Source organism: Aeromonas sp. Marseille-Q5825 (assembly GCF_946892685.1).
GTDB lineage: Bacteria > Pseudomonadota > Gammaproteobacteria > Enterobacterales > Aeromonadaceae > Aeromonas > Aeromonas rivipollensis.
Genome location: NZ_CAMPOU010000001.1, coordinates 760,661 through 778,599, shown reverse-complemented (window position 1 = coordinate 778,599; position 17,939 = coordinate 760,661). Strand labels below are relative to the sequence as shown.

General features: G+C 64.3%; 11 protein-coding genes. 8 read left to right on the top strand and 3 right to left on the bottom strand.

Going from position 1 to position 17,939, the window contains the following annotated elements:
- Nucleotides 1–108: 108 nt before the first annotated feature.
- Nucleotides 109–4,962, bottom strand: coding sequence for an alpha-2-macroglobulin family protein (locus OC537_RS03675; RefSeq protein WP_262109479.1), 4,854 nt, complete (start codon nucleotides 4,960–4,962; stop codon nucleotides 109–111).
- A 562-nt stretch (nucleotides 4,963–5,524) separates the two neighbouring features.
- On the opposite strand from OC537_RS03675, the gene OC537_RS03670 reads away from it, so the two are divergent.
- From OC537_RS03670 to OC537_RS03650, 5 genes are read left to right on the top strand one after another with little or no spacing between them, the layout of a single operon-like run.
- Entirely contained in the window at nucleotides 5,525–6,562 is a 1,038-nt protein-coding gene (locus tag OC537_RS03670; RefSeq protein ID WP_234570474.1) for an AI-2E family transporter, read from the top strand.
- A gap of 4 nt (nucleotides 6,563–6,566) precedes the next feature.
- Nucleotides 6,567–8,084: an efflux transporter outer membrane subunit gene (locus tag OC537_RS03665; protein ID WP_262109475.1), complete on the top strand. Its 1,518-nt coding sequence runs from the start codon at nucleotides 6,567–6,569 to the stop codon at nucleotides 8,082–8,084.
- Entirely contained in the window at nucleotides 8,077–9,171 is a 1,095-nt protein-coding gene (locus OC537_RS03660; protein WP_111912798.1) for an HlyD family secretion protein, read from the top strand. Before OC537_RS03665 ends, OC537_RS03660 begins: the two co-directional genes overlap by 8 nt.
- Before the next feature lie 8 nt (nucleotides 9,172–9,179).
- A complete protein-coding gene (locus OC537_RS03655; protein WP_163134898.1) occupies nucleotides 9,180–10,208 on the top strand; it encodes a DUF2955 domain-containing protein in 1,029 nt (342 codons plus the stop codon).
- A 1-nt stretch (nucleotide 10,209) separates the two neighbouring features.
- Complete coding sequence (locus OC537_RS03650) at nucleotides 10,210–10,638, top strand: ion channel (RefSeq protein WP_139744508.1); 429 nt, start codon at nucleotides 10,210–10,212, stop codon at nucleotides 10,636–10,638.
- A 93-nt stretch (nucleotides 10,639–10,731) separates the two neighbouring features.
- On the opposite strand, the gene OC537_RS03645 is transcribed toward OC537_RS03650, so the two are convergent.
- Entirely contained in the window at nucleotides 10,732–12,420 is a 1,689-nt protein-coding gene (locus tag OC537_RS03645) for an FAD-dependent oxidoreductase (RefSeq protein WP_262109465.1), read from the bottom strand.
- Between the two features lie 134 nt (nucleotides 12,421–12,554).
- Between OC537_RS03645 and OC537_RS03640 the strand changes: the two genes are divergently transcribed.
- The 3 genes from OC537_RS03640 (at nucleotide 12,555) to OC537_RS03630 (ending at nucleotide 17,133) form a co-directional block, all read left to right on the top strand.
- Nucleotides 12,555–15,494 carry a GGDEF and EAL domain-containing protein gene (locus OC537_RS03640; RefSeq protein ID WP_262109463.1) on the top strand — a complete coding sequence of 980 codons (2,940 nt, stop codon included), beginning with the start codon at nucleotides 12,555–12,557 and terminating at the stop codon, nucleotides 15,492–15,494.
- Nucleotides 15,495–15,569: 75 nt separating this feature from the next.
- The gene (gene pflA / locus OC537_RS03635) at nucleotides 15,570–16,412 is read left to right on the top strand and encodes a pyruvate formate lyase 1-activating protein (RefSeq protein WP_082030047.1); all 843 of its coding nucleotides are present in this window, start codon (nucleotides 15,570–15,572) and stop codon (nucleotides 16,410–16,412) included.
- Nucleotides 16,413–16,491: 79 nt separating this feature from the next.
- Entirely contained in the window at nucleotides 16,492–17,133 is a 642-nt protein-coding gene (locus OC537_RS03630; protein WP_111912790.1) for an energy-coupling factor ABC transporter permease, read from the top strand.
- Between the two features lie 57 nt (nucleotides 17,134–17,190).
- Here the strand turns inward: OC537_RS03630 and OC537_RS03625 are convergent, their stop codons facing one another.
- Complete coding sequence (locus tag OC537_RS03625; protein ID WP_042649365.1) at nucleotides 17,191–17,883, bottom strand: ABC transporter permease; 693 nt, start codon at nucleotides 17,881–17,883, stop codon at nucleotides 17,191–17,193.
- Between the last annotated feature and the right edge of the window lie 56 nt (nucleotides 17,884–17,939).

Genomic DNA, 17,939 nt, shown 5'->3' with positions numbered 1-17,939 from the left:
GGTGGCAAACGGCCAAGCCAGGCACGGCAAACACGGCCACTGCGACTAAGCCTCAGCAAACTGCGCCGCCAGAGGGTGAGCGGGCGAACCCGCTCGAGGGAGGAAAGATTACTCAGAGATGCTCACCTCGTGAATATCCTCCCCCAGGGCCCGCAGTTCAGGCCGGTACATGTCCTCCACCTGGGTCGGCGGTACCGGATAACGACCCGGCGTCACCGCCCGCATCAGGTAGACCAGCTGCTGGTTGCCCCCCGCACTCAGATCCAGCGCCGCCGTGTAGCGATCGTCACGAAACTCCTGATGCTTGAGGTAGTCGTTCCACTCGCTCTGCCACGCAGGTTTACCCTCAATCGAAAGCTCTTCCAGCTTGATGCTGTTGCCAAGGGCCGGATTCTCCAGCTCGAAACCGGCCGGCAGCATCTCCACCAGCAGGGCATCGGGCACCGCCGATTCGCTACTCACATTGAGCCGCACCACCACCAGATCGCCGACCCGAACCTTGGCAGGATCAAGCTGCTTGCCGTCGCCGTTGAACCAGCTGCGGGTGACGCTCATGCCCTGACTCAACCGAGTAGGAGCTTGTTCGGGGTAGCCGATCAGAGTGCGTTGCACATAAAGCGAGCCCTTGCCCTCGTTGGTAACTGCGCTGGCTGTCAGCGCCTCCGGGGCGCCGAGCTGCACACTGGCCTCGCCGGCAAAGGGGCGCTCGCCATCGGTAGATACCAACCTGGCCTGCCAGTCAGCGGCGGGATCAACTTGTGCCAGCCGCAACAGGGCCAGCCGCTCCTGGGTGCTGAGCCACTGACGGTGAGCCAGGGTATCGGCCACCTTGGCGCTCAGCGCTGGCCAGCGCTCCTCGGCCAGCTTGTGTTGACGGAGCAGAGATAGCTCGAGGGCCTGGTCACGCAACGGTGAGCCGTAATCCCCCAGATAATCCTCACCGCGCTCGGTCGCCTGCGCCCGGGCAAGGGCCTTGGCGGCGTTCTGCTCATCCCCCATGGCCGAGAGCGCCAGCGAGAGGTGGAGCAGCGGCAAACCGGAGCGGGCGTGATCGGCCTGCTGCTCCCAGATGAGGCGCAGGGTGGCAAGCGGCGCCTTGCCCACCCGTGCCAGCACATAGGCGCTGTAGGCCTGATAGGCCAGCCGGCTATGCTCGGGGGCACTGCTCCAGCGCTCCCCGTACTGGCTGTCGGTCAGATAACTCTGCAGCCGGTTCAACGCCTGACTCAGCATGGCCTCCGGCACGGCATCCCCCGCCTCCTTGCGGGCCAGCAGATAGTCGGCGGCATAGGCGGTGAGCCACTGCTCCTCGTCGGAGCGTCCATCCCACAAACCGAAACCGCCGCTCGGCAGTTGCAGCCGCTGCAAGCGTTGCAGCAGGGCGCGCTGCAGATCCGCCTCGCTCACCGGCTTGCGGCCCTCTGTGGGTTGTGACCAGGCGACACGCTCATCCGCAGTGGTCAGCAGGTAAGGCCAGGCGCGCGACAGGGTCTGCTCCAGACAGGCATAAGGGTAATCGGCCAGCGCCTGCCACTGGGCGGCAGGATCCCAGGGGGGCGTGCCTGAGAGGCTGAGCAGCCCCTGCAGGTTGGTGCTATCCAGCCCGGCCAGTTCGCTCTGGGCAAAGCTCATCTGCTGACCCGGGGCCAGCATCTGGTAGCGCTGGCGAGTCTGCGCAGGCCAGGGGGAGCGCAGCGGCAGCGACCAGTCGCGGCTTATCGCAAAGCCCTTGCCGCTGGCCGCCAGTTGCAGGCTTGCCACGCCGCTGGCGCCTGTCACTGTGAGTGGCAGGGTCAGCCACTGCTCCTCGCCGTTTTTAAGGGAAAGGGTGCTGGGCAGCTCGCCGTTTGCCTTGAGCCCGCCATTGAGGGTCCATTCAAGCGAAAGATTCTGATCCTCGCCGCTCATATTACGCAACTGCACCAGGGCCCGGGTCTGATCCCCGCGAGCGCCAAAGCGTGGCCAGCCAATTTCGGCCACCAGGGGCGCCACTACCTTGACGGCGCGCTCAGCCTCCCCCACCTGCTGCTCGTTCCAGGCCAGTGCCATCAGCGCCAGCTCGCCGTTGAAGTTGGGCAGATCCAGCGGTATCACCGCCTTGCCCTGCTCATCAAAACTCACCTCGCCACTCCAGAGCGCAGCGACCTCGACCCGGCTCTCCAGTGCGCCCCCCTTCTTCAGGGCCGGGGCATCACCGCCGTAGTTGAGACGAGCCTGCTTGCCGTCCTGGGGCGGGATCACCTGACCGTAGTTGTCGAACAAGTCTTGTGCGAAGCGCTTGCGACCGAAGAAGATCTCGAAGGGGTCGAGAGGCTGGTAGTCGCTGATATTGAGCACGCCCCTGTCCACCGCCGCCAGCACCACCCGCCCCTGACTGTTGGGGGTGGAGGTAGCGGTCACTTCGAGCCGGGTGAGCGGCACGGCTTTATCCGGCGCGCTCAGGGTGAGCGGCAGGCGGCGAGCTTCCCGGTCGAGCGCGAGCGGCACCAGGCCGACCGAACGCAGGCTTTGAATGCCCTTGCTGCTCGCCGGTCTCGACTCGCTGTCAGGGACGGCGATCTGGGCCGAGATATGGAGATCATGACGTTGCCACTCGGGGCTGATGGGGATCTCGAACTCGCCACGCCCTTCCCCTTGCCCGGCACCTTCGGCGTTCAGTTCGATGCGCTGCCACCAGCGCAGGCCGTCGCCATCTTCCACCAGCAGCAACCCCTTGCCCGCACGCGGTGCCACCAGGGTCACCTTGGCCTTGTCGCCAGCCTGATAGGCACGTTTGTCGAGGGTGATGGCAATCTTGTCGGGCCGCGCCTGCTCGCCACCGCCGCCCCAGGCGTAGCTGCCGATCTCGAACCGCAGGCTGGATTGATGGCCCTGGCTGTTCTCCACCTCGAGGCGATACCAGCCGGCCGCAAGGGGCAGGCTGAGGGCGGTCGGCCCCTTGCCGTCCAGCTGCAGGGTCTGCTCCTGCTCCAGATAGGGCTGGCTGTTGAACTCGTACTTCCATCCCTCGCCGTCGGCGTAGTGCCAGTAGTAGTCGCGGTATTCGTTGATAAGCCGCACCTTCACCGCCCCCGCCACCGGCTGGCCCTTGTCGTCGAGGTTGAGGATCTGGAAGGGGAGCGGTTTGCCCCCCTCTACCCGCTCTGCCACGAAATCGGCCCTGAGGGCGGGCCACTGGCTGTCGGCGGGCCAGCCGTACTGGGTACGGCTGCGATTGACGGCGCGGCCACCGGGCTCGGAGAGCGACACCCGGTAGGCCACCTCCAGCGGCCCGAGGGCACGCACGCCATCCAGCTCATCAGCTAACGAAAAAGTCCCCTGCCCCTGTTCGTTCAAGGTGATATTGAGGGGCTCCGGCTCTTTGGCCTGCTCGGCGAGCAGCACGTCCCCTAAGGTAAACTCCTGCCACTGGGTGAAGGGCATGGTGGCGCGGCTTATCTTCACCTCCGCCTTCGCCTTGGTACTGCTCGCCGGGGCACCATAGAGGTAGTCCCCCTGCAGCGGCAGGGTGAGGGCCGCTTCCGGGCTCTGCAATTCCCCATCCGGCCCCTTGCCGAGCTGCAGTTTCAGCCGCTCGGGCAGGAACTCCTCCACCAGGAAGGGCCACTCGAAGCGGCTGCCTGCCGATGTCTTGAGGGTGATGGTCCAGCGTCCCAGGGGCGCATCCTGCGGCAGGCGCAGGCCGTAGTGGGCGGCGCCCAGGGTGTCAGGCAGCAACCGTTTCTGCTCCAGCAACTGACCGTCCGGCTGTTTCACCTCCAGCTCCACCGCCATGCCGGGCAACAGCTGGCCATCCTGCCCCTTGAGCAGGATCTCGCTGTCGAGCCGCTCGCCGGGGCGGTAGAGATCCCGCCCACTGAACAGATAGAGCTGCTGGGCCTGCCAGGGCTGGGTGCCCAGATCGAAGGTGGAGAGATCAAGCGCCGCGCCATCGAGGCGCAGCACAGCCAGATGCTTGCCCTGCTCGGCCAGCAGCAGGCGGGCCCCCTGCACCTGCTCGAAACGCCGGTGACCGCGCGGATCTGTCTGCTGTACCTGCAGCCGGTTGCCCTTCTCGTCGAGCAGGGAGAGTTGCACCTCCTTGAGGGGGTCGGCGGTTGCCAGGGAGCTGACGAACACCTCCAGTCGATCCCGGTAGCGGCGGGCACTGAGCCCCATGTCGCTCACCGCGAAATAGGTGGTCTCCTTGCGCCAGTCGTAGTTGCCAAGGGGCGACATCACCGCAAAATAGACCCCGGCCTCGGCCAGTTGCGGCTCCTTCACATTGATGAGGCGGGTCTCGCGCCGGTTGGCATCGAGCGCCAGGGCATAGCGGCCGCTGAACACCCGCTTGGCACGCTGGGTGACCTGCTCCAGATCCCAGTTGCCCATGCCGGCGCCGGGGCGATACTCGGCCAGGAAGCGCGGCAGATACTCGGCATCGATCCGGAAGAAGTCGATGTTGACCTCGTCCACGTTGACCGCGCTGATGGGCAGGCGCAGCTCCTCGCGCAGGGGCAATACCATGCCGCTGGCGGTAAAGGAGGCCCCCGCCTCCAGCGGTCGGGTCTTGAGGGTCCAGCGCTGGGGAGATGGGCCCAGCCCCGCCTTGAGACTCACCTCATAGCTCTTGTCGGGCTGGACATTCGGGAAATAGAGGGTGCGACCATCTTCGGCGAGGATCCACTCCCCCTGCACCTGCTTGCCCCCTTCATTGACAATGAGCCAACTCTGCCAGTTCGCCTTGGGCGTCAGGGGGCCGGAGAAGACCAGTGCCAGCGCCGGGGCATCCCGATACTGGCGGGCATTGGCCTGCACCACAGAACTTGGAGCTCCCGCCTCCTGCTGCGCCTCGGTTGAGGGAGATGCGGGCGCCGGGGTGTCCGGGCCGCAGCCTGCCAGCAGCAGAGCCCCCACCCCCGCCAATAACGAGGCCAGTAAGCGAGGGACGCGAGACACAGGAGAGGGCTTGAGGAGACGCATAGGTTTGATCCCGGGTTGAGTCGCCGCCAGCGCAGCGCAGGAGCCAATAGGATAAAACGTCGCCCCCATTAACACAAAGCTCAGTGCGGCGGACACATCATCCACGGCATTCCGTTACTGGCAGCAGAAATAGCTATTAATGAGCCAGCAAATAATATTTCCCATTCGAAACTCTTTTTTCGACAGTTATTTTATACAGGTAAACTCCTCCCCGTTTTCTGAACCCAAGCTAGACTGGGGGCAACAGTTCCCTTGTGTGGTATAGGAATACTCTTTATTCTCTGGCACCGCTGAAGTTGTAGAAGCAATCAGCCTAATATCAAGCAGTTAAATATTTTTTAAACATTGAGTTCCTGTGCCATAAATTAAATGCAGGCAAGGTCAGAGTGCCCCCCACACGCTGAACTCAGTGTTCTTTATCACTACACACCCTATGCCTGCTGGCCCGACACCTGTGTTGGGCCAGCATGGTTGTGTGCTCATCCCCCGTCGGAGTCATACCAGAATGGAAAATAATGATCTGTCCATAGTCGAAAAAAGGTTGGTTGCCAGATTCCTGGATATGTTCATCAAGTTTGGCCTTATCCTGGCACTGGGCTCTTTCTGCTTCACCGTGTTCTCCCCCTTCATGAACATGATGTTGTGGGCCCTGATCCTGGCCGTCACCCTCTATCCCCTCCACCAGCGCTTTGCCGCGCGCCTTGGCGGGAAACAGGGCAAGGCCTCTACCCTGCTGGTCTTGCTGGGGGTGCTGCTCATCGTGGCCCCTACCGTCGTCATGGTCAGCTCCCTGGGTGACAGCGTCAGCTCCCTGGTCGACAAGGTGAACAACAACACCCTGGTGATCCCGGCGCCCTCCGCCGACATCGCCGACATCCCCCTGGTGGGCGCCAAGCTCCATGCCGTCTGGCTGAAGGCCTCGGTGGATCTGCCCAGCCTCATCGTCAGCTACAAACCGCAGCTCGGGGATCTGGCCAAGAAGGTCGTCGGCATCCTGGCCAGCATGGGGGGTGGCTTGCTCGGCTTCGTCTTCTCCTTCATCGTGGCCGGCATCATGATGGCCTGGGGCGCACCGGGTGCTGCGAGCGCCGATCGCATCGCCATGCGCATCACGGACGAACGCAAGGGGCTGGCGCTGACCAAGCTGTGCACCAGCACCATACGTGCCGTCGCTCAAGGGGTCATCGGGGTCGCCTTCATCCAGGCGCTGCTGGCGGGCATCGTCATGATGCTGGCAGGGATCCCGGCCGTCGGCATCTTCTTCGTCCTGGCGCTGATCCTCGGCATCGCCCAGGTGCCAGTGATCCTGGTGACGGCTCCCGCCATCGCCTACATGTGGAGCACGGGTGATCACGGCACTGCGGTGAACATCATCTACAGCGTCCTGCTGATCGTCGCAGGCATGGCCGACAACGTCCTCAAACCGCTGCTGCTGGGTCGCGGTGTCGATGCTCCCATGCCGGTGGTGCTGCTGGGCGCCCTTGGCGGCATGGCTGCCAGTGGCATCCTCGGCATGTTCATCGGCGCCACCCTGCTCTCCATCGGCTATCGCATCTTCATGGCCTGGGTCAACGAAGGTCTGGCTTCTGCGGATAAATAACCCCATGGCCGTCCAACGTCACACCATGCGCCCCCTGTTCACGGGGGGCGCGTGCCTGTTATTGAGTGCCTGCACAGTGCTAGGTCCCGACTATCAGGCTCCCAGAGTCGAAGAGATGGCCAGCTGGCACAGCGCCAGCGAGGATCAGCAGGCGAGCGCAACCGCCGACTATCGCCAATGGTGGAACCGGCTCAACGATCCCGTGCTGAGTTCCCTGGTCGAGGAAGCGCTGCGAAAGAATCCGGACGTGCGGATCGCAGGCTTGCGGATCCTCGAGGCCCAGGCCCAGCTCGGCATCGCCGAGAGCCTGCTCGGCCCCCAGGCCACTGTGGGCACGGGCGAGTTCCTGCAAGCCGGACAGACCCGCAACGGCCACAGCAGCGCCGGCAGCAGCTATGGCGCCGGGTTCAACCTCGGCTGGGAGCTCGACTTCTGGGGCAAGTTCGAACGCGGCATCGAAGCGGCGGATGCCAACTACTTCGCCACCCTGGCCCAGTACGATGACATCCAGGTGCTGATGGCCGCCCAGGTGGCCCAGCTCTATGTGAGCATCCGCACCGTGGAGGCTCGCCTCTACATAGCCCGCGAAAATGCCCGCCTCCAGCAGCGCAGCCTGGAGATCACCGAACGGCTGTTCAAGAGCGGCAACAGCGCCGAGCTGGACGTGCAGCAGGCCAAGACCCAGTACCTCGGCACCCTGTCCGGCATTCCGCAACTCGAGACCAGCCTGCGCCAGAGCCAGAATGCCCTCTCGACCCTGATTGCCAGACCCCCTGGCCCCCTGCCCGAGATGGGCACCAACACCGGCAAGATCCCCCAGGGCGAGCTGGCTCTGGTCACCGAGATGCCGGCCGATCTGCTGCGCCGACGCCCCGATGTGCGGGTCGCGGAGCGGCAACTGGCCGCCCAGTCGGCCCTGATAGGGGTGGCCGAGAGCGAGCTCTACCCCTCCATCACCCTGCTCGGCACCCTGGGCGTCAACGCCACCAATGGGGAGAGCGGCACCTTCTCCTGGGCCGTCGGCCCTTCGCTCAGCTGGAACCTGCTCGATCAGGGACGGCTCGGCAACCAGATCCTGGTGCAGGACGCCCGCTTCCAGCAACTGCACGAGCGCTATCGTGACAGCGTGTTCAAGGCGGCCCGCGAGGTGGATGACGCGGCCGTGGCCTACGCCAACGGCCAGGACGAGATCGCCCTGCTGACCCAGACCGGCGAGGCCGCCCGTCGCTCCCTCGAGATAGCCAACACCCAGTATCGCGAGGGGATGGCGGACTTCCAGCGGGTGCTCGACTCCCAGCGCGCCCTGTTCAACCAGCAGGAGCGCCTGGTCAACAGCCGTGGCGCCCGGATGCGCGATCTCATCACGCTCTACAAGGCACTGGGTGGCGGTTGGGAACAGGGGCGTGAACGCCCCCTGGTGACCCCCGAGGTGGAGGCCCAGCTGCGCACGCGCGCCGACTGGGCTCCCCTGCTCGACGCAACCCACTCCCCCATGACACAGAAGGCAAGCTCCCATGACTGACAGCACTGCATCTCCCGGCCAGGCCAGCCGCCGCGCCACCCTAGGGCTGCTGGCTGCAATCCTCCTCCTGCTCATCTGGTATCTGCTGGCGGACCGGCTGACCCCATACAGCTCCCAGGCCCGGGTGCAGGCCTTCGTGGTCCCCGTCGCCGCCGAGGTGTCGGGCCAGATCAAGCGGGTCTATGTCCACGACAATCAGGACGTGGACGCAGGCTCCCCCCTGTTCGAGATAGACCCCGAACCCTATGACATTGCCCTGGCCAAGGCCAACTCCGACTACCAGACGGTCTTGAGCGGCGTCAAGGCGAACACCGAAGGGGTCAAGGCGGCCGAGGCCTCCCTGATGGCCATGCGCGCCGCCTATGACAACGCGGCCAAGGATGCGGAGCGCCAGGAGCGGCTCTATCGCGAGGATCCGGGTGCCATCTCGGTGCGTCGCCTCGAGGTGGCCCAAGCCACCCGCGAGACGGCCAGGAGCCAGGTGGCGGCAGCGGAAGCCGACGTCCGCCGCGCCATCGAGGCCGCCGGGGCGAGCGGCGATGACAACTCCCAGCTGCTCAGCGCCCGCTCGGCTGTCCACAAGGCGCAGCTGGATCGCCAGAACACCCGAGTGGTGGCGCCGGGTCGCGGCCTCATCACGGATCTCAGCACGGATGCCGGCCAGTTCATCGGGGCCGGCGCACCGGCCATGACACTGATCGCCATCCATGACGTCTGGGTATCGGCGGATCTGACGGAGAACAACCTGGGCAACGTCCGGCCAGGGGACAAGGTCACCATATTGCTCGACAGCTTGCCCGGACAGCTGTTCAAGGGGGAGATCCGCAGCGTCGGCTACGGGGTAGGCGATGGCAAGAGCCAGCCCGCCGGTGCCCTGCCCACGGTGGACAACAACCGCGACTGGCTGCGTCAGGCACAACGTTTCCCGGTCAAAATCGCCTTCCAGAGTGATGACTTTCCGCCGGTCGAGGCGCTGCGGGTCGGCGGCCAGGCCGATGTGCTGGTCTACACCGGCGAGAGCGGGGTGATGCACTTCCTGGGGGCGCTCTATATCCGGCTGATGAGCCTCTTCTCCTTCCTCTATTGAGGCGCCATATGCATAACGCCGACAGGGCTGTACTGCGCATTGGCACGGGCATCGGGCTCGCGGCGGGGATCTGTTACGGATTGGCCCTGCCCATGCCCCACCTCGGCGTCATCATGGCCTGGGTGGTGCTGTGCCGACCCGGGGAGGCCCTCGGCCTGAAGAAGGGGCTGGCAGGGGGGCTACTGCTACTGGGGATCATGGCCGCCGGGGTGCTGCTGGTCCCCCTGCTGACCCACTATGCCCTGGCGGCCGTGCTGCTCATCGGCCTGCTGCTCTACCTGCTGATGCAGCAGTCGATGGCCGGCAAGGGGGCCGCCGCCATGCTGCTCATCATGGCCATTACGGTGATCCCGGTGGCCGGGCTCATCGAGCAGTCCCTGGCCATCGCCATCGCCCAGATGATGGGGCTGGGGATCCTGATAGGCACCCTGGTCAACCGCATGGCCCACGCGCTCTTCCCTCCCCTGCCGGTGGCGGGAGCGGCGGCAAGACCCGTGCCATTGCCCCCCGAACATCCCAAACGGCTGGCGCTGCGCGCCGTCGCCATCGTACTGCCGGTGTGGCTGCTGGCTCTCGGCAACCCGGCATTCTACATTCCGGCGGTGATGAAGACGGTGGCGCTGGCCCAGCAGAGTACCTCCCTCAACGCCAGACAGGCGGGCCAGGAGCTGGTGCTCTCGACCCTGATGGGCGCCCTGCTGGCCTGCGCACTCTGGCTGGGGCTCAGCCTCTGGCCCTCGCTCTTGATGCTGGTGCTGATGCTGGCCCTGATGACCCTCTGGCTGGCGCGGCGTCTGATCCGGCTGGTGGCGAGCCGCTGCTCGCCGTCGTTCTGGAGCAACGCCTGGATCACGGCGCTCATCCTGTTTGGCCCGGCCATCGAGGACAGCGCCACCGGCAAGGATGTGTGGTTGGCGGCGGCCATGCGTTGTGGCCTCTATCTGGTGGTGGCCGGCTATGGCTGGCTGTGTATCTTGCTGCTCGAGCAGTGGTGGCCGGTCGGCCGCCCACTGGCAGAAGCCAAGTTAGGAGACTGACATGTTTCTCATATTTATGGTCGGCATCCCGGTGATCCTGATCAACATGCTGTTGCAATCCCTGGTATCCGTCTGGTGCATCCGCTTCTACATCAAGCGGTTCGGCAAGCGTGAGGGGGTGCTGGCCGGCATGCTGGCGCTGTTTGGCATCATCACCCTAGTGATGCTGGGCAACCTGGCACAGATCGGCGTCTGGGGCGGGCTCTTCCTGTGGCTCGGGGAGTTCGACACCCTGCAGGAGGCCGTCTATCACTCCGGGGTCAACTTCGCCACCCTGGGCTATGGCGACATCGTCATGAGCCCGCAGTGGAAGCTGCTCGGCCCCCTCGAAGCGGTCAACGGCGCCCTGATGATAGGCCTCTCCGGTGCCTCCATGCTGGCGGTCTTGCAGCACCACATTCGCAAGCAGCTCAATGACAGCGCCCCCTGATCGGGCTGTGCTCATGGTGTAAAAATGGGCCACTCCATGGAGTGGCCCATTTTCATGCAAAGCAGTCAATTGGGCCATTTCGGCCGGGCAGGCCTATTCGGCGATGGCCAATTGCCAGGTCTTGAAGCCACCGGAGAGGTTCTTCACCTTGAAGCCGTGCTGGCTCAGCAGGCGACAGGCCACATGGCCGCGCAGGCCCACCTGACAGCTGATGAGCAGCTCTTTATCCTTGGGCAGCTCATCGAGACGACCGCGCAGCTCGTCGAGGGGAATATGCAGGGCCCCCGGGATGCGCCCCAGCTTGTCGAGCTCGGGGGCGCTTCGCACATCCAGCACCTGCTGGTGCGGGTTGCGGGCCTGCACCTCGGCGGCGTGGCAGAGGATGGTATCCCCCTTCAAGTGGTTGCTCGCCACGAAGCCCGCCATGTTGATCACATCCTTGGCCGAGCCGAACGGCGGCGCATAGGTGAGCTCCAGATCCTGCAAGTCAAAGACGGTGAGCCCGGCACGCTGGGCCACCGCCAGCACGTCGATGCGCTTGTCGATGCCATCCTTGCCGATGGCCTGGGCGCCATAAATCTTGCCATCCGGGGCAAACAGCAGCTTGAGGCTGACCGGGTGGGCGCCGGGATAGTAGCCGGCGTGGCTGCCCGGGTGGACATAGACCTTCTCGAACGGCAGACCCAGCTGCACCAGCCGCTTCTCGTTGAGGCCTGTGCTGGCCACCGCCAGGTCGAACAGCTTGCAGATGGCGGTGCCTTGCGTCTTCTTGTAGGTCTCGCTTCGCCCCAGCATGTTGTCGGCGGCGATGCGCCCCTGACGGTTGGCGGGGCCCGCCAGCGGGATCAGCACGGACTCGCCGGTGACGAAATCTGTCTCCTCCACCGCATCCCCCACCGCGTAGATGAAGGGATCCGAGGTGCGCATGCCGGCATCCACCTTGATGCCGCCGCGCGGGCCCAATTCCAGCCCCGCCTTGGCGGCGAGCAGGGTCTCAGGCTTGACGCCTATGGCCAGGATCAGCATGCCGGTGTCGAGGTGAGAGCCGTCATTGAGGGTCAGGCGCAGGCCGGCACAGCTGGCGACAGATACGGCCGAGGTCTTCTCTGCCGGCACATCCAGACGCTCGATGGCACAGAGGCCGGTGCGCAGACGCAGATCGATCCCCTCTTCCCGGATACGGGCATGGAGCATGTTGGCCATCTCTTTATCCACCGGCGCCATCACCTGATCGGAGAGCTCCAGCAGGGTGACCTCCAGCTTGCGCTGGTGCAGCGCCTCCATCATCTCCAGCCCGATAAAGCCACCCCCGACCACGGTGACATGGCGCGGCTTGTCGTGGTACAGGGCCGCCAGGATGCGATCCATGTCGGGGATGTTGCGCAGGGTGTGCACGCCCGGGCTGTCGATGCCGGGGAAGGGAGGACGAATAGGCGCCGCCCCCGGGCTCAGCAGCAGCAGATCGTAGGGCTCGCGCCGCTCCTCGCCGGTTTGCAGGTTGCGCACCAGCAGGCTCTTGCCCCCCTTGTCTATCTCGATCACCTCGTGGAAGACCCGCACATCGACGTTGAAACGGCGCTTGAAGCTCTGGGGCGTCTGCAGCAACAAGGCATCCCGATTGGGGATATCCCCTCCGATGTGATAGGGCAGACCGCAGTTGGCGAAGCTGACAAACTCGCCCCGCTCGAACATCACTATCTCAGCCTCTTCGCTCACACGACGGGCGCGGGCCGCCGCCGACGCGCCCCCGGCGACACCACCCACAATCAGGATCCGTTTCATCTGCAAGACTCCACTCAACGAGAAATTGACATTAAATTAGAATAATCTAATTTAGGTTTCAATGAAATTTTGTTTGCCGCAGATTTGCAGTATTCTTGCCCTCCGACAATTGCTCAACAGGATAGTGTCAGTTCATGTCGTCTACCGCGCTCAGTCATCTCCCGACAGCCAGCCAGGCCCCCCTGTTCTTTCGCCTGGATACCCGTAGTCAACGGCTGGTCGCCCTGACCGATGTGATGCAGACCCCGCTCCACTGGCTCGATGAGCCCCGCAGCGCCTGGCCGGCCCAGTTGCCCGATGCCCTGCGCCAGCCCATAGAGCAGCGGCTCGCCAGCGGCAAGGGGGGCAAGCTGCTGCTGCGCTTTGCCGCCCAGCAGTGGCATATCTCCCTCTCCCATGAACAGGACGCCTTCTGGCTCATCTGCCTGCAGACCCAACCCCAGGAGAGTGCTGCCAGCTTGTCGCTGCAACTGCCGCGCCTGAGCCAGATGGCCAGCCAGCAGCAGTATGCCCCCATGCTGGAGAGTCTCAGGGAGTGTCTGGGGGCCGATCGCCTCATCCTCTGGCACTACCAGGCCAATGGCCCCCTCGGCAGCGAGCAGCTGACCCCTGTCTTCACCCTGAATGCGGATTCTGTCGGTGCCATTCGCGGTGACAGCCGCTACATCCGGGCCTTGCGTACCCGGGGGGCCCTGAGCTTCTCGGAGGCCGCCCATCAGCCCATGCTGAGCCAGCACTATTATCTGGCCAATGCCAATGTCAGCTCCCGCCTGGACGGCGCTTTGCTGGAGCAGGAGAAGCTCATCGGCGTGCTCAGCCTCGAATACGCCGAGACGACCCTGATAGGCGAAGAGACGCTGCAGCTGGTGCGCCACTGCGCCCAGTTGCTGGGCCACTGGCAGCCCGAACTCGAGGTGACCGAGGCCTCCCCCTTCACCCTGCCAAGCGGGCTCAGTTGCAAGACCGGCAATGAGTATTGCCGCGCCCTGGTGCGCTGGGCCATGACGGCGAGCGGCGCCCGCATCGGCTGGCTCGGAGAGTTTCAGCTGCGCGGCCAGGATCTCTGGCTCATTCCCCGCTGCGTGCTGGAAGGAGAGACCTTCTCCGCGGTCAAGCCCATGCGGATGGAGATAGGCCCGGGCCGGGAGATCTTCCAGCACGGCCAGAGCCTCTATGTGGAAGACCTGCCCCTGCGCTATCCCCAGGCCACCCAGTTGCTGGCCCTCAACGCCAAGGCCTACATCGGCATTCCCCTCCAGGGCCAGGGCGGCGTCCCCCTGGGTCAGATCACCCTGCTGCTCGACGGGCCGCTGGCCGACCCCATTCCCCTGCTCGATGCACTCTACGAGCAGCGTGAGCGGGCCGCCATCGAGCTGCAGCGCCTCGCCAACGACGATGCCCTGCGCCTGGCCGAGGTGGCCTTCAACACCCACGACGGTCTGCTGGTGATGGATCACGGCGGCATCATCCTCAAGGTCAACGACTCCTTCAGCCGCATCACAGGGTTCGGGGACGACGAGATGCTCGGTCAGCATATCGAGGCCCTGAGGCCCACCTACTATGGCGACAGCCTCAAGCAGGAGGTCATTGCCGCCGTCGATAAGCAGGGATACTGGCTCGGCGAGGAGCAGTGCCTGCACAAGGAGGGCCATCTCTTCCCGGTGCGACTGATGGTGAGCGGCGTCAAGGATGAGGAGGACGAGATCAGCCATTTCGTCTGCAGCTTCCACGACATCACCCAGGAGAGGGAGGCGGCCCGCCACATAGAGCGGCTCGCCTATTACGACGATCTGTGCGACCTCTACAACAGGCGCAGCCTGAACGACATCATGCAGCGCACCCTTGCGATCCCGAACGGGCAGTGGGGGGCATTGCTGCTGCTGGATCTCGACAACTTCAAGTCGATCAACGACTCCCTCGGCCACGCCTGCGGCGATCTGCTGCTCCAGGCCGTGGTGGTGCGGCTCAAGTCCCTGCCCCAGGAGAACCTGGTGCTGGCCCGCACCTCGGGGGACGAGTTCGCCCTGCTGTTCACCGCGCTGGGCCAGGGCTATGTCACCGCCAAGATACTGGCGGAGCACTTCGCCCGCGAGCTGATGAGCATTTTCCGGCTCCCCTTCGACATCGGCGATCACAAGCTGCACTGCAGCGCCTCCGTGGGGATCAGCCTGTTCAGCGACGATGACAAGGATCACCTGATCCTGATGCAGCAGGCCGATACCGCCGTCCACATGGCCAAACGGGCCGGCCAGGGCAACCACATCTTCTTCAGCGAGGCCATGGCGGAGAAGGAGAAGAGCAAGCTCTCCCTCAACAACCAGCTGCGCGATGCCCTGCGCAACAACGAGCTGGTGCTGCACTATCAACCCCAGTACAGAGTCGACAACGGCAGCCTCTCGGGCGTGGAGGCCCTGCTACGCTGGCAGAAGATGGACGGCACCATGATCCCCCCCGGGGACTTCATTCCCATCGCCGAAGAGACCACACTGATCCAGGAGATAGGCTACTGGGTGATGAAGACCGCCTGCGCCCAATACAGCTTCTGGCTCAACAACGGCCTCGCCATCCCCCATCTGTCGGTCAACGTCAGCGCCCGCCAGTTCCACACCGCCGGCTTCGTGCAGCAGGTGGAGTACGTGCTGCGCGATACCGGGGTGCCGCCGTCGCGCCTGCTGCTGGAGGTCACCGAGTCCGTGGTGCTGGAGAACCGGCTGGACAGCATCGCCAAGATCCGCCAGCTCAAGGGGCTGGGCATCCTCATCTCCATCGATGACTTCGGTACTGGTTACTCTTCTCTCGCCTATTTGCGCGATCTGCCCGCCGATGAGGTCAAACTGGATAGGAGCTTCATCCAGACGCTGGTACACAGCGAGCAGGACAAGGCCATCGTCAAGGCCATCCTGGATCTCGCCAAGGTGTTTCGCTTCACGGTGACCGCCGAAGGGGTGGAGGACGAGGAGCAGCTGGCCGTGCTCAAGGCCCTGGGATGCCAGCACTACCAAGGCTTCCTGACCAGCCGCCCGCTCCCCGTCAAGGCACTGGAGAGTCTGCTGGGTGCCACCCCGGCAGGCTAAACTGGTAGGATTTATAGGGCTTTATGTCATAAAATAACGACCGCTCGAACCCTGTCCGAACAATTGGAGTCGTCTATGTCAGTCATTAACCGGATCCCTGCCGTTGAAACCAGCGGCCCTGCCGATCAGGGCACTCAGCGGATCCCTGCCGCCACCGTTAGCGACACCAGCAATCCCGACATCATTGGCCGGATCCATTCCGTCGAGACCTGCGGCACAGTCGACGGCCCCGGCATCCGCTTCATCGTGTTCATGCAGGGCTGCCTGATGCGCTGCAAGTATTGCCACAACCGGGACACCTGGGACACCCAGGGCGGCCGCGAGGTCACTGTGCCCGAGTTGATGCAGGATCTCACCAGCTACCGCCACTTCATGAATGCCTCCGGCGGCGGCGTCACCGCCTCCGGTGGGGAAGCCATGCTGCAGCAAGAGTTCATCGCCGAGCTGTTTGCCGCCTGCCAGGCGCAAGGGATCCACACCTGCCTGGATACCAACGGCTTCGTGCGTCACTACGACGAGCTGCTCGATCGGGTGCTCGACAACACAGATCTGGTGCTGCTCGACATCAAGCAGATCAACGACGAGAAGCACATCCCCCTCACCCATGTCAGCAACAAGTACACCCTGGAGTTCGCCCGCTACCTGGCGTCCCGCGGCCAGACCATGTGGATCCGCTACGTGGTGGTGCCCACCTGGTCCGACGATGACGAGAGCGCCGAAGGGCTCGGCCAGTTCATCGCAGAGCTGGGGGAGTGCGTCGAGAAGGTGGAGCTGCTGCCCTACCACGAACTCGGCAAGCACAAGTGGGACGTGCTGGGAGACACTTACGATCTGACCGGGATCAAGCCCCCCAGCAAGGAGACCATGGACAGGGTCCAGGCCATCCTCGGCAAGTACCACCCCAACGTGAAGTATTGAGACAGGAGGCCGCCCGGCACAGGGCGGCCTCTTTTTATTGCGCCCCTGGCCTTGCAGCGCCGGCACAAGAGGAGAGGTCATGAGTGAAGGACAAGTCGCCGCCCTCCTGCTCTGGCTGGTGCTGCTCGCCTTCAGCCTGAACGCCTCCCTGCTGCGCACCCTCCACGCCAACCCCCTCTATCAGCACCTCTGCCTGGGGAGCGCCATCGTCCTGGTGCCGCTCTGGACCTTGCGGGCTGGCCTCCACGAGGGGCTGGAGATCCACTTTCTCGGCCTCACCAGCCTGACCCTGCTGCTGGGCTGGCGCCTCGCCCTGCTGGCCCCCTGCCTCACCCTGCTGATCCTCGGGGCCTTTGGTGTCACCGATCTGGCGGAGTTCGGCTGGCAGGCGCTCATCGGTGTCGCGCTGCCGGTGGCCACCAGCTGGCTGCTGTTTCTGGCAAGCTGGGCCTGGCTGCCCCGCCACCTCTTCGTCTACCTGTTCGTGGCCGCCTTTCTTGGGGGGGCCCTCAGCATCTCGGTCAAGATCCTCGCCAGTGCCCTGCTGATGGGGATGAGCGGCGCCTACCCCTGGCACACCATCAGTGCCGACTACCTCTCCATCTGGCCGCTGCTGCTCTTCCCCGAGGCCCTGCTCAACGGCATGGCCATGACACTGCTCGCCGTCTACCGACCCCACTGGGTCAACACCTTCTTCGACAGGGAATATCTGGGGCGCTGAGCCTGCAGAGGCCGGGGCCATAAAAAAAGCCCACAGCTGCGGGCTTCTTCATTTTTGTCATACGCTGCGGGGGCGCAGGTGGGCGTGCCAGCGGGCCTCCCACTTCTTGAACAGCCAGACGATGGCGAAGGTGAGCAGCATGTAGAGCAGACCAGCGGTCAGGAAGGCCTCGAACGGGCTGTAATAGCGGGAGTTGATGATCCGCGCCGCACCTGTCAGGTCGACTATGGTGATGATGCCCGCCACCGCCGAGCCCTGCAGCATGAAGATCACCTCGTTGCTGTAGGCGGGCAGCGCACGGCGAAACGAGTTGGGCAGTATGATGCGGGTGAGGGTCTGCCAGCGGCTCATGCCAAAGGCATTGGCCGCCTCAATCTGCCCCTTTGGCATGTTCAGCACGGCGCCGCGCACTATCTCGGCGGTGTAGGCGCCGGTGTTGAGGGTGAACGCCAGCAGGGCGCAGAACCAGGCCTCGGAGAAAAGCACCCAGGCGGGGCCGTTCTTGAGCCACTCCCACTGGGCGGCGCCGTAGTAGATGATGAACAGCTGCACCAGCAGCGGGGTGCCGCGGAAGAAGTAGATATATGCCCAGATCGGCCCCTTGATCAGCCAGTTGCGGCTGTTGCGCAAAATGCCCATGGGCACCGCCAGCATGAGGCCGAGCATAAGGGAGGCCGCCACCAGCCAGATGGTGGTGTAGAAGCCCTCCCAGTAGGTGGGCCACTCCTTGAGAATGATGGAGAAATCCATGGCTTACCTCGTCTTGATCGTGATGTAGATACGCTCGGCACTGACACCGCGACTAT

Bases quoted from the DNA above. Each gene is read 5' to 3' on its own strand.
- OC537_RS03625 (WP_042649365.1), bottom strand. From the start codon at position 17,883: ATGGATTTCTCCATCATTCTCAAGGAGTGGCCCACCTACTGGGAGGGC.
- OC537_RS03645 (WP_262109465.1), bottom strand. From the start codon at position 12,420: ATGAAACGGATCCTGATTGTGGGTGGTGTCGCCGGGGGCGCGTCGGCG.
- OC537_RS03670 (WP_234570474.1), top strand. From the start codon at position 5,525: ATGTTCATCAAGTTTGGCCTTATCCTGGCACTGGGCTCTTTCTGCTTC.
- OC537_RS03630 (WP_111912790.1), top strand. From the start codon at position 16,492: ATGAGTGAAGGACAAGTCGCCGCCCTCCTGCTCTGGCTGGTGCTGCTC.
- pflA (WP_082030047.1), top strand. From the start codon at position 15,570: ATGTCAGTCATTAACCGGATCCCTGCCGTTGAAACCAGCGGCCCTGCC.
- OC537_RS03665 (WP_262109475.1), top strand. From the start codon at position 6,567: ATGGCCGTCCAACGTCACACCATGCGCCCCCTGTTCACGGGGGGCGCG.
- OC537_RS03655 (WP_163134898.1), top strand. From the start codon at position 9,180: ATGCATAACGCCGACAGGGCTGTACTGCGCATTGGCACGGGCATCGGG.
- OC537_RS03675 (WP_262109479.1), bottom strand. From the start codon at position 4,962: ATGCGTCTCCTCAAGCCCTCTCCTGTGTCTCGCGTCCCTCGCTTACTG.
- OC537_RS03660 (WP_111912798.1), top strand. From the start codon at position 8,077: ATGACTGACAGCACTGCATCTCCCGGCCAGGCCAGCCGCCGCGCCACC.
- OC537_RS03640 (WP_262109463.1), top strand. From the start codon at position 12,555: ATGTCGTCTACCGCGCTCAGTCATCTCCCGACAGCCAGCCAGGCCCCC.
- OC537_RS03650 (WP_139744508.1), top strand. From the start codon at position 10,210: ATGTTTCTCATATTTATGGTCGGCATCCCGGTGATCCTGATCAACATG.